Below are 11,451 nucleotides of genomic sequence, written 5' to 3' on the forward strand. Positions count from 1 at the left end.
AGGGGGGCTAGTGCAGGTTTTCGGTTCCGGATTTCGCGTCATTGCACCGGCCATCGGCGTCGCCGCGCTCGCGATCCTGCAACCGGGCATCGACCCGGTGTTCCTCGCCCTGCTGAGCGAGGCACATGCTCTCTCGCCCGACCTTCACGGCTGGGTCGTGGCCGCCGCCCAGGCGGGCCTCGCTCTCGGCTCACTGCTGAGCCTCCTTGCCGGCGCACGCCTGCCCTCGTGGAGTTTTTCCGCCGCTGCGCTGGCCGCCACGGCCGCCGCCCTAGCGACCGGCGCGATTGCCGACTTCCCGGCGCTCCTGGCCTTGCGCGCCGCCCACGGCGCGGCCATGGGGCTCATCTACACGCAGGCCATGGCCCACGCCGCACGCCACCGCCCGACCGGCGCCTTTGCCGCCGCGCTTCTTGTCCAGTTGCTACTCTCAATGGGCGTGGCCGCCGGTCTGCCCAGCCTGGCCAATAAGCGCGGCGCACCCGAAGCCCTCGAACTGCTTGCTCTGGCCCCCTTGGGCATTCTGCTTTTCCTTGGCACCTGCCGCGATGCGCTGGGCCAGCGTGCCGAATGTGACGTCGCCCCCCGCTTTGAGGTACTGAACACGCGCGCCACCGCATACGCGATCACGCCCCACACCCTGCTGATCGCCAGCGCCATCTTCGCCTTCGTCTGCGCCAATATGATCGTGTGGTCACTGACCGGCGCGCTCGCGCTCGGGACCGGGCTGGGCAACGACACGCTTGGAACCGCGGTCAGCCTGGGTTCGCTCGCCGGAGCCGTGACCGCCCTCGCCGTCCTTCGCGAGCGGATCCTAGTTCCTCCGGCGCTGACCGCACTCTTGTGCGGGGCCGCGTTGCTCGCCCCCATGCTGGGCGCACGCCCCGGTCAGCCCGAGCTATTCATTGCATCCATCGTCCTGTTCAACATTGGCGCGACGGCCAGCGTCATTCGCTGCTCCGGACTTGCTGCGGCTTCGTGCACCTCCACCCGCGCGCTGCGCTTCGTCTCCTCGATGCAAACCCTGGGCATGATTGCGGGCCCCGCGCTCGGATCGCTGGCCGCGATGGGCGACAGCCGCAATGGCCCGCTCGAGGCTGCCGCGCTCGCGACGATCCTTGCCTGCGGTGCCTTCATCGCCTGGCAGCGCCGTCCCGCCACGCAGGCCGTCCCCGCGGAGCTCTACCACGAAGAACGCCAGGCCGCCTGAATCCACCGATGCTGCATCTGCGTAATGACTCGGACACGGCAGGCATTGCGCAGGATCTGGCGCTTTTTCGGCCCTTCGCGAACTCACCAAAGCTCACTTCCAGCGCCGCTCGGACATAAAAATGCGGCGACACGAAAAAGCGCCTTGACCAACTCTTGATGATTGTCCAGTTTTCTACTGCCCAAGCGCGGAATCACCGAATTGCGCGTGTAATCAGGGGGGTATTTTCAAATAATGCGCCTTTCGCGAAAGAATCGCGGCGACGCCCTTGCGCGCCCGCCCCAAGTCACATCCGATGTTAAAGCGGGCAGCGTACTTGCCGCTCCGGGGCCATTCATCCGCAGCTGGCACCGCCTGCCCCTCGCCGCGCTGCTTGCCGCAGGCGCCCTTTCGACCAGCGTGGTCGTCGCGCAGGCCGGGGGGGAGGACGACTTCACCAGCGACCCGGCCGGGTGGGACGAGACCGAGGCCGGCATCCCGGTCACCGACAGTCTCACCATGCAGAAGTGCGGTACCTGCCACGCGCCAGACGCGGACGGCAACCTTTCGCGCATCTCGTGGATCCGCACGACGCCTGAAGGCTGGGCGCAGACCATCAAGCGCATGGTCAAGCTGAACGGCCTCGAGATCGAGCCAGGCGAAGCGCGCGACGTGGTGAAATATCTTTCGACCTACCATGGCCTTGCGCCCGAGGAAGCCAAGCCGGTGATGTACCTTGCCGAAAAGCGCATCCAGGACGAGACCATCATCCCCAATGACACGCTGCGCCAGACCTGCGCGAGCTGCCATGCCTTTGCCCAACCGATGTCCTCGCGCCGTTCCAAGCGCGAATGGGGCCTGCTGGAGAACATGCACCGCGCGCTCTATTCGACCGCGGAATTCATTTACGAGACGCCGGTTGGCGGCGGCTACGACGAGAACGGCGGCGCCGGTGATGGCGAGGGCAAGAAGCCCGAGAAGCAGGCAATCGCCGCGCTCAAGTGGCTGTCCGAAAACGCCCCGTTGCATACGCCCGAATGGTCCGCGTGGCGCCCGCGCATTCGGGCGCCTAAACTGGGCGGCAAATGGCTGATCTCAGCCGAGATGCGGGGGCACGGCCGGTTTGTTGGCGAGATGTCCGTGGCGCCCAAGGCCCCGGGCTCGGACGAATACGTCACGACCACCGTGCTCCGCTCGCTCAAGGATGGCTCGGTCCACACCCGCAAGGGGACCTCACTCATCTACACCGGCTTTTCGTGGCGCGGGTCCTCCCAGGGGGCCTCGCCATCGGCCGCCCCCGACGATCTCGACAGCACGCTGCGCGAGACGCTGTGGTTCGCGCCCGACCAGAGCATGGCGATGGGCCGCTGGTACTGGGGTGAATACCACGAGTTCGGCTACAACGTGACGCTGCGGCGCGAGAGCGGAGCGCCGGTGATCGGTGCCATCTCGCTCGACGCCCTGAAGACCGGCACCAAGGGTGCCGAGGTCCATATCTACGGTGCGAACCTGCCCGTCGATCTGACCGCCCAGGACATCGACTTCGGCAGCGGCACCAAGGTGGCGAAGCTTGTTACGGTCACCGCCGGCGAAGCGGTCGTCACGCTCGACATCGCCGCGAATGCGGTGCCCGGCCCGCGCGACGTCACCGTCGGCAGCGCGGTGCTGGAAAAGGCGCTGCCCGTCTACGCCAGTGTCGATTACGTGAAGGTCACCCCCGACACCGCACTCGCACATCTGGGCGGCATCAAGTACGCCAAGGGCTTCGAGCAGTTCGCCGCCTGGGGTTATTCCAACGGTCCCGACGGCAAGCAAGGCACGAAGGACGACTTCGCGATCATGCCGGTCGAGGCGACCTGGTCGCTGGGCGAGTTCATCACCACGACCTACGACAACGACACGAAGTTCGTGGGCTCGCTCGATGCGGTCTCAGGTCTCTTCACGCCCAACGTCGAAGGCCCTAACCCTGGACGCCGTTTCGGGCGCAACAACTATGGCGAGGTATGGGTCGTTGCGACCGCGAAGAACTTGGCGGGCAAGGACGGCAAGCCGCTGGTCGGTCGTTCCTACCTCGTCACCACCGTTCCCACCTACAAGCGCTGGGACCAGCCGGAGGTGTCCGAATGAACACGATGACCGCCCCTGCCGCCGACTTTCGCACCGCGCGCTATCGCCTGGGCGAACTGCACGAATTCGAGGCCGCAGATCAGCCGTATGTCTACCTTGTCGGTGCAGGCGCGATTTTCGCGCTCGACGATGGTGCCCGCGCGGTGCTCGAAGAACTGCGCGAGGGCGAGATGGCGCATGGTGAGATCGTCTCCGCGCTTGTCGCCCATGGCTATGCGAACGGCGATGCCGAAGAACTGATCCGCGAACTTCTGTTCGTGCGCGGCATCGTCTCGGACCGGATCGCCCCTGCGCTCGATCCGCAGCCGACCGCCCCGCCTGCCGACTTCCCGCTCCAGGCGCTGGTGCTCAACATCACCAACCAGTGCAACCTCGCCTGCACCTATTGTTATGAGTTCGGCGCGGACAAGATCGCGACGCCCCAGGGCAAGCCCAAGTTCATGACCCTGGAGACGGCGAAGTCCTCGATCGACTTCCTGCTCACCCAGTCAGGTAGCCGGGAAACGGTGCACGTCACCTTCTTCGGCGGCGAGACGCTCATGAATTTCAAGCTGCTGCGCGAAGTCGTCCTTTACGCCAATGAGGCCGCCGCCGCGCAGCACCGCGCGATCACCTACAGCCTCACTACCAACGCGACGCTGCTGTCGGACCCGATCATCGAGTTCCTCGCCGACAACGACGTGGGCGTCACCGTCAGCATCGACGGACCGGCTGACCTTCAGGACCACCGACGCATCTACAGGAGCGGCAAGGGCTCCTATGAAGTCATCGAACCGCGCCTCAAGAAACTGATCGCCCGCCACCGCACACGCGCCATCACCGCGCGCGTGACACTGAGCGAAGGCGTCACCGATGTCCTTCGTATCTACCGCCACCTCAAGGACGAACTGGGCTTTCACGAAGTCGGCTTTGCCCCGGTCACCAATTCAGGCGACCAGGACTATGCGATCAACGGCGATGGCATGAGCAAGGTTCTGGCGGACTTCCATGCGCTGGCCGACGAATGGCTGGAGTACGCGTTGGAGAATCGCATGCACGGCTTCTCCAACGTCTCGGAGACCATTGCCGAACTGATGCAGGGCGTGAACAAGTCGCACCCGTGCGGGGCCGGACTTGGCCTGCTGGGTGTCAGCCCCTCGGGCGACCTGTCGCCTTGCCACCGCTTCACCGACGCCGATACCCACACGCTGGGCAACATCGAAAGCGGTATCGATGCGGCCAAGCGCGAGGACTTCCTCTCGCGCGGGCACGTCAGCGCCAAGTACGAATGCCAGAGTTGCTGGGCGCGCCCCTTGTGCGCGGGCGGCTGCCATCACGAGGCCTTCGTGCGCTACGGCGACACCGGCCACGCCAATCTGCACTACTGTGACTGGATCCGTGAATGGACCGACACGTGCCTGCGTGTCTACGGCGCAGTCGCAGCGCAGAACCCCGGATTTCTCGAACGTTTTGCAACGCGGAAGGCCAACGCATGAAGCACCTGAAGCCGATCAACCGGAAGGCCCAGAGGATCGACGATCTGGCCTCCCCTGCCCCCGAAACCATGATGGATGCCTCGTCCGACCCGCTGGGCGAGGACGACATCGTCGCGCTCCAGCAGAAGACCCAGCAACCCCATGTGCCGATGGGTTGCACGCTGGCCTTCTCACCAGGCTGGGAAGTTGATGCGGGTGGCGGCACGGCGGGTCTGTGCCAGCCGGTCGAGCGCGACATCTATGACTGCTACGTCAGCTGTTTCTGGCCCGTGCAGGTGCCCGACCACATCAACTATTCGCCCGACTGGGCCAGCAACTGCGCCTCGGCGGCGAAGGACTGGCGCAATCTCGACCTGGTCTTCCCGTGATGCGCCCCCATCCCCTTCGGCAGCTTTGCGCGAAGGGGACCCGTCCGGACCTTGCCCGGCTGGCACAGTTCGCCTGGACCGCCACGCGCCCTCGCCCCTCGAGAAAGAGGCAGCCTTCATGAAATCGCTTCGTCATGCCTTTGCCGGCAGCGCCAGCGCCGCCCTTGGTGCCGCGCTGGCCTTCGCCCAGCCCGCCGCCGCCGACACCATCGTCATCGGCGGCTATCCCGACCAGGTGCAGTTCATCGACGATACCAGCGGCAAGGTCACCGATCTCGTCACGCTGGAGACGGGCCTTCCCGACAACCTCCAGCTCTCGCAGGATCGCTCGAAGCTCTATGTCACCACCCTCACCCACACAGGGATCGAGGTGATCGACACGAAAACCCGCAAGGTCCTCAACCACTTCGAGCTCAACACGCCGAGCACGCGCTACCGTTTCAAGGGCGGTGTGCCTGATCCCACAGGGCGCTATTTCTACGCTATTGGCCAGCGCTTCGACAAGGAAGTGGATCTCTTCCGCGTCAGCAAGTTCCAGTACTACACCATCGACCTGAAGAGCGGCGACGTCGTGCGCGCAGTCGATTTTGCCGAAGAAGACAACGGACCGGGCTGGGCGGCCAGCATGGCAATCTCGCCCGATGGCAAGACCCTCTACGTCTTTGGCGACAAGGTCCGCGTGCTCGATACCAAGGACTTCTCGGTACTCGACCGGATCGACCTTGCCAAGCCCCAGTCTTCCGCGCTCCAAGACGTCAGCTTTGGCGGCACGCTCAATTCACGCCAGGATCCGGGCACCTATGTCTCGCTCTTCAACGGCGAGGATCCCTACATCCACAACAAGGTCTTCGGCATCGCGCGCTTCGACCTGACGCAGCGCAGCTTCACCTTCGATCCCATCGGCCCCGCGCCCGATCGCCTCGAAGGTCTGCAGGTCACGCCCGACGGCAAGGAGGGCTACACCGTCGCGGTCATGGATGATCTGGGCGACCAGCGCTGCGAGTTCTGGCACTTCGACCTCGAAACCAACACCGCGGTCGGCAAGGCCGAGTTCGAATGCCGTCGCCGCTTCTACTTCGCCATGTCGGCCGACGGAAAGAAGCTCTACATCTACGGCGCGGGCTATGACATTGCCGTCTACGATGCCGCCACGCTCAAACTCGAGGCCGACTGGGAGGTACGCAACGACATCACCATGGCGGGGCTCCTGCACCTGCCGTGACCCACCGCCTGCGCCGAAAAGCCGCGGGTCGCCGTGACACGTCTCTGCCGATAGAGCCGGCGCCGTCCCCGAAGATCGCTCCCATCCTCATCCACGGGAGAGGCGTAGCGGCGCACTGCTGCACTGGCCTGCTGCGCCAGGCGGGGCTTGCGGCCGTGCATCCCCCGGCACGTCCTTCGGCAGCCCCCGCGATCCTGCTGGGCGCAGTTGCGGTCAAGCTCCTGTGCGACTGCCTGGAGGCGCCCGAACTTCTGGCCAACGCGCGCCACGTCCGGCGCCGCATCGTCGCCTGGGGCGGTGCCAAGCCGACCGTCCTGCCTCACGATGCCGTCGTCCTGTCGGGCGGCGACCTGCATGCAGCCATGGAACAGGCGCGCACCTCCCGGACCGGCGGATCGGCACTTCCCCGTGCTTTTGGCGTCTACACCGAAGCCCCGTTCCCCCTTGAGCGGACACGCCACTTCGGCGCGCGTCCAGCCAGCGCCAAGGCCGTTACCCTCCTCAACGCCGAGGACGAAGAGGCCTGCTGGGTAGAGGCCGTCGCGCAGGGCTGGCTCTTCATGATCCCCTCGGGCCCAAGGGCCGCATGGCTGCTGGGCGTCGGCGGCCAGATCCCCGAGTTGCTCGCGCTCAGCCGCCACATAGCCCCGCGCATAGAATCCGGCGAAAGAGCCCCTTCGGTTCGCTTTGAGACGGCCCCGCGCATGCTCATGCGCCTTTCCGGGGCCGACTGGCTCGCCTGCGGCACCGGCGCGCTCGCTTTCGATCCGCTGTGCGGTGATGGCACCGCGCAGGCCGCCCGCGAGGCGAGTCTTGCCGCCGCCACGCTCCACGCCATTGCGGGTACTGACGGAAGCGAAGAGGCCGTGCGCCCCTATCTAGACCACTACCATTCGATGCTGCTCGCAGGCATGCGCCGCCACCTGCGCCAGTGCGGGCAGTTCTACGCAACCGGCGCAGACAGTCCCTGGTGGCACGCGCAACTGGACGCGACGCGCGAGGGCTTCGACTGGTGCAGCGCGCAGCTGGCGGCCTTCCCCGAACCGCGCTACCGTCTCGACGGATTAACCCTGACACCGCTCGGGAATCGACAATGAGCCGCCCGCCCCTCGACGCCGCCCCCATGCCCCAGCGCTCCATCGAGCCGCCCGGATCTACGCGCGAACCGGCCCGGATTGCCGATTGGGGCAGCTACGCGCGGCTCCTGCCTTACTTGCGCCCCTATCTCGGACGCCTGACGCTAGTGCTTCTCGTCAGCCTGATCTCGACCGCGCTCAATCTCGCCCAGCCCTATCTTTCCAAGATGCTGATCGACAACGCGCTTCTCCCGCGTGACATGGGTGCGCTCGTCGCCATCGGGCTGGCCATGATCGGCGTTACCATCGGCAACTACGCGCTCAATATCCTCGCCAGTTACCGCTACATCTCGACTTCGGCGGACATGCTCTTCGATATCCGCGTGGCGCTCCTGCGCCATCTACAGACACTGTCGCCGCGATTCTACAGTCGCTTTCGACTGGGCGATCTCATGTCACGCATCAACAGCGATGTGAGCGACATCCAGCGCGTTACCGCAGATACCATGCTCTCGGTCCTCAGCAACCTGCTCATGCTGACAGGCGGAGTGGCGATCATGCTGTGGCTCGACTGGAAGCTGTTTCTGCTCGCCATTGTCCTGCTGCCCGCCTGCGTCGGCCTCTTCGTGGTCTTCCAGAGGAAGCTTGACCGCCTCACCCGCACCATGCGTGAGCGCGGCTCGGACTTGGGCAGCCTGCTCGTCGACACGATCATGGGCATGCGCGTCGTCTCCTCGCTCAACGCCGCTGCGCACGAGACTGAGCGCTTCCGCGCCCGCAACTCCGCCTTTGTCGAGGCCATGCTGCGCATGCAGGTCGCCTCGTTCATGGCGGGCGCGGTGCCAGGCACGCTGCTGGCCGTCACGACCTCGGGCGTCATCCTCTATGGCGGCTACCAGATCATCGAAGGGACCATGTCGATCGGCACGCTGGTCGCCTTCATGGCTTACCAGTCGCGCCTGTTCTCGCCCATTCAGGTGCTTATGGGCCTCGTCTCCGGGCTCAGCTCCGCGCGCGTCTCGCTTGCGCGCATCTTCGAGCTTTTCGACACGCCGGCCGAAGTCCTCGAAGGCTCCAGCGCCCGCGCCTTTCCAGGTCTTTCCGAGGCAATCCGTTTCGAGGATGTCGCCCTTGCCCATGACGGCCGCGCGGTCCTCAAGGGCTTCACGCTGGAAATCCCGCGCGGCAGCTTCTGCGCGGTCCTTGGGCCCAGCGGTGTGGGCAAGTCGACACTCGCCGATCTCCTTGTTCGCTATCTCGATCCGGACGCGGGACGAATCCTGTTCGATCAGGCACCGCTGTCCGCGTTCACGCTGGGGTCGCTGCGCGAGAAGGTCATCCTCCTCGACCAGACGCCCTATCTCTTCAACGACACCATCGGCGCCAACATCGCCTTTGCCCGTCCCGAAGCAAGCGAAGAGGCGATCCGCACCGCCGCGCACCAGGCTGGCCTCGATCCACTGCTCGAACGCCTGCCGCAGGGTCTGGCGACGCCGGCGGGCGAGCGCGGCCTTGCTCTCTCCGCCGGCGAGCGTCAGCGTATCGCGCTCGCCCGCGTGCTGCTGCGCCGCCCCGATGTCCTGATCCTCGACGAGCCCACCTCCGCGCTCGATCCTAAGACAGAGCGCCACATCGCGCAGACCTTGCGCCAAGTCCTTCCTGAAGCAACGATCATCGCCATCACCCATCGCCCCGCGCTCGCCGAAGTGGCCGACCGCATCATCACCATCGAGGAGGGCCGTGCGCATATGCGCACGGCCGCATCCCTCGCACCGCTGGTCGAGGCATGAGCGATCCCGATGGGCCTCTGCCCCCGCTCTTCCCCGGACGCGACGGGACGGGTGTGCGCGTCGCGGTGATCGACAGCGGCGTCCACCCGGAACATGACCACATCAATGCGGCCCGTATCGTGCCGGGCGTTCGGATCGACCGCGAGGGCCTGTGTCATGCAGGACCGGACGAAACGCTCGACCGGCTTGGCCATGGTACGGCGGTCACGGCCGCGATCCTCGAGAAGGCCCCCGGTGCCACCTGTATCCCCGTGCGCGTCTTTGCCGACAGCCTCGCCACCAACGCACGTGCCCTTCTTGCCGCGATCCGCTGGGCCACAGCGCAGGACGTCGATGTCATCAACCTCAGTCTCGGCACAACCAACACGGCCCACACCATGGTCTTCGCCGAGGCGGTTGCAGAGGCCGCCGCGAAGGGAACCGCGGTGATCGCCGCGCACGATGTGGACGGAACCGCGTGCCTGCCCGGAAGCCTGCCTTGCGTGCTGGGAGTTACGCTCGACTGGGACTGCCCGCAGGAACGCTACTATGTACCGGACGCCATCCCCGCAGCACTATGCGCCTCAGGCTTTCCCCGCGCGATCCCGGGCGTTGCGCCCCGGCGCAACCTCTATGGCATCAGCTTTGCCGTTGCGCAAATAACCGGCTTTGCCGCGTGCGCCCTGGAAGGGCGTGAAAGGCATGAGCAAAGCGCGCCAGCCCAGGCTTTGCACGCGGCGCTCGTCGCGGCGCTCAAGACTGTGCCCGCGCTCTCCTAGAATGCGATCTCGCGCCCCTCGTAATCGAACAGCTTGCCGCTGTCGGGCACCTTCAGGTCTTCGATCACGTCGAGCAACTGCAGCGCGGCGCGTTCGGGATCGAACAGACGGCCTTCAGGCACGTTGGCCTGGAAAGGCTTGGACAGCGGCGTGTCGACCGTGCCGGGATGCAGCGCGACAACGACCGTGCGCGACTTGCGCCGCGCTTCCTCGATGGCAAGATTGCGCACCATCATGTTGAGCGCGGCCTTGGACGCACGGTAACCGTGCCAGCCGCCCAGACCATTGTCGCTGATCGAGGCGACCCGCGCGGAAAGCGCGGCGAAAACCGCGCGCTGGCCCTTGGGAATGAGCGGCAGGAAGTGCTTGGCGACCAGCACCGGACCGATCGCATTGACCGCATAGGTCTTCGCCAGCCAAGCCGGATCGAGATCGAGCAGCGCCTTTTCCGGCCCCTTATCCCCCTCATGGAGCAGCCCCGTCGCCACAATCACCAGCAAAGGCGGCGGTCCCTTGGCCACGCGCGCGGCGGCCGCCTCGATGCTGGCCTCGTCGGTGAGGTCGATATGGGCGTCGCCGCTGCGCGAGCGGGCAAAGCCATGGACGACCTCGAACGTGCCTTCCTCGATCAGCGCTGCCTCGAAGGCCGCGCCGATCCCGCCCGAGGCGCCGATGACGACCGCGCTCGAACTCATGCGCGCGAGAACATCCAGCGGTTCTCTTCGCTCTGTTCGGGCACGAAGCGATAGCCTTCGGCGTCGAAGCCTTTCATGTCCTCGATATCGGTGATGTGGTGCTCGCACATCCAGCGCGCCATCATGCCGCGCGCGCGCTTGGCGTTGAAGCTGATGAAACGCGGGCCGTTGGGGCCCGGCTCGCGAAAGTCGACATCAACAACCCGCAGGCCTTCCAGACGCCCCTTGACCGAGGCAAAGTACTCCTGGCTAGCAAGATTGAGGATCGCACCCGAACCTTCCTCCGCGACTTCGGCGCGCAGGAAGGCGGCGATGCGGTCATCCCACCAGTCGGTCAGCGCCTTCTTTCGCGGCGCCCAGCGCGTGCCCATTTCGAGGCGATAGGGGCGCATCGCGTCAAGCGGACGCAGCAGGCCGTAGAGCCCCGAGAGCAGGCGGATGTGGTTCTGCGCAAAGGCAATGCCCTCTTCGTGCAGCGAGAAGGCGTCGAAGCCTGCATAGACGTCGCCTGCGAAGGCGAAAAGCGCCTGGCGCTCGGGAAGCTCGGGAAAGTCGCGGAAACGATCCGCGTTGAGTTTTGCCAGCTTGGGCGAGATGTGCATCAGCTCGGACAGCTTCTTCTGGCTAAGGTTCGAGGCCGATTTCGCCAGCCCCATCGCCTCCTCGGCAAAGTGCGGGGTGGTGCGGTCGAGCGGCGGGAGTTCACGCTCGAAGTCGAGCGTCTTGGCAGGGGACAGGAGCGCAATCATGG

The 11,451-nt window shown here is 65.7% G+C and carries 10 protein-coding genes; 8 read left to right on the plus strand and 2 right to left on the minus strand.

What is annotated here, in order from left to right; translation table 11 throughout:
* Positions 1-10 precede the first annotated feature (10 nt).
* The 8 genes from FMM79_RS14225 (at position 11) to FMM79_RS14260 (ending at position 10,005) form a co-directional block, all read left to right on the plus strand.
* The gene (locus tag FMM79_RS14225) at positions 11-1,210 is read left to right on the plus strand and encodes an MFS transporter (RefSeq protein WP_148628081.1); all 1,200 of its coding nucleotides are present in this window, start codon (positions 11-13) and stop codon (positions 1,208-1,210) included.
* A gap of 234 nt (positions 1,211-1,444) precedes the next feature.
* On the plus strand, positions 1,445-3,316 hold the full coding sequence (peaA, locus tag FMM79_RS14230; RefSeq protein WP_148628082.1) for a quinohemoprotein amine dehydrogenase subunit alpha: 1,872 nt from the start codon (positions 1,445-1,447) through the stop codon (positions 3,314-3,316).
* Positions 3,313-4,791 carry a quinohemoprotein amine dehydrogenase maturation protein gene (gene peaB, locus FMM79_RS14235; protein ID WP_240339195.1) on the plus strand — a complete coding sequence of 493 codons (1,479 nt, stop codon included), beginning with the start codon at positions 3,313-3,315 and terminating at the stop codon, positions 4,789-4,791. The genes peaA and peaB overlap by 4 nt, the downstream gene beginning before the upstream one ends.
* Positions 4,788-5,159, plus strand: a complete 372-nt coding sequence (qhpC, locus tag FMM79_RS14240; RefSeq protein WP_148628083.1) for a quinohemoprotein amine dehydrogenase subunit gamma — start codon at positions 4,788-4,790, stop codon at positions 5,157-5,159. The genes peaB and qhpC overlap by 4 nt, the downstream gene beginning before the upstream one ends.
* Before the next feature lie 118 nt (positions 5,160-5,277).
* Positions 5,278-6,381 carry a YncE family protein gene (locus FMM79_RS14245; RefSeq protein ID WP_148628084.1) on the plus strand — a complete coding sequence of 368 codons (1,104 nt, stop codon included), beginning with the start codon at positions 5,278-5,280 and terminating at the stop codon, positions 6,379-6,381.
* 155 nt (positions 6,382-6,536) lie between these two features.
* Positions 6,537-7,478: a hypothetical protein gene (locus FMM79_RS14250; RefSeq protein WP_148628085.1), complete on the plus strand. Its 942-nt coding sequence runs from the start codon at positions 6,537-6,539 to the stop codon at positions 7,476-7,478.
* Entirely contained in the window at positions 7,475-9,247 is a 1,773-nt protein-coding gene (locus FMM79_RS14255; protein ID WP_371710919.1) for an ABC transporter ATP-binding protein, read from the plus strand. The genes FMM79_RS14250 and FMM79_RS14255 overlap by 4 nt, the downstream gene beginning before the upstream one ends.
* Positions 9,244-10,005 (plus strand): S8 family serine peptidase, encoded by a 762-nt coding sequence (locus tag FMM79_RS14260; protein ID WP_148628086.1) that lies wholly within the window; start codon positions 9,244-9,246, stop codon positions 10,003-10,005. Before FMM79_RS14255 ends, FMM79_RS14260 begins: the two co-directional genes overlap by 4 nt.
* Here FMM79_RS14260 and FMM79_RS14265 read toward each other — a convergent pair.
* Both FMM79_RS14265 and yaaA read right to left on the minus strand, forming a co-directional pair.
* The gene (locus FMM79_RS14265; protein ID WP_148628087.1) at positions 10,002-10,700 is read right to left on the minus strand and encodes an SDR family NAD(P)-dependent oxidoreductase; all 699 of its coding nucleotides are present in this window, start codon (positions 10,698-10,700) and stop codon (positions 10,002-10,004) included. The two genes, FMM79_RS14260 and FMM79_RS14265, sit on opposite strands and share 4 nt — an antisense overlap.
* Positions 10,697-11,449, minus strand: coding sequence for a peroxide stress protein YaaA (yaaA, locus tag FMM79_RS14270; protein ID WP_148628153.1), 753 nt, complete (start codon positions 11,447-11,449; stop codon positions 10,697-10,699). The genes FMM79_RS14265 and yaaA overlap by 4 nt, the downstream gene beginning before the upstream one ends.
* Positions 11,450-11,451: the final 2 nt, after the last annotated feature.

It is taken from the genome of Novosphingobium sp. BW1, assembly GCF_008107685.1.
Lineage (GTDB): Bacteria > Pseudomonadota > Alphaproteobacteria > Sphingomonadales > Sphingomonadaceae > Novosphingobium.

What these genes read in the sequence shown, in the direction of transcription:
- peaA (WP_148628082.1), top strand. Translation starts at nt 1,445, where the DNA reads ATGCGCCTTTCGCGAAAGAATCGCGGCGACGCCCTTGCGCGCCCGCCC.
- peaB (WP_240339195.1), top strand. Translation starts at nt 3,313, where the DNA reads ATGAACACGATGACCGCCCCTGCCGCCGACTTTCGCACCGCGCGCTAT.
- qhpC (WP_148628083.1), top strand. Translation starts at nt 4,788, where the DNA reads ATGAAGCACCTGAAGCCGATCAACCGGAAGGCCCAGAGGATCGACGAT.
- FMM79_RS14245 (WP_148628084.1), top strand. Translation starts at nt 5,278, where the DNA reads ATGAAATCGCTTCGTCATGCCTTTGCCGGCAGCGCCAGCGCCGCCCTT.
- FMM79_RS14255 (WP_371710919.1), top strand. Translation starts at nt 7,475, where the DNA reads ATGAGCCGCCCGCCCCTCGACGCCGCCCCCATGCCCCAGCGCTCCATC.
- FMM79_RS14260 (WP_148628086.1), top strand. Translation starts at nt 9,244, where the DNA reads ATGAGCGATCCCGATGGGCCTCTGCCCCCGCTCTTCCCCGGACGCGAC.
- FMM79_RS14265 (WP_148628087.1), bottom strand. Translation starts at nt 10,700, where the DNA reads ATGAGTTCGAGCGCGGTCGTCATCGGCGCCTCGGGCGGGATCGGCGCG.
- yaaA (WP_148628153.1), bottom strand. Translation starts at nt 11,449, where the DNA reads ATGATTGCGCTCCTGTCCCCTGCCAAGACGCTCGACTTCGAGCGTGAA.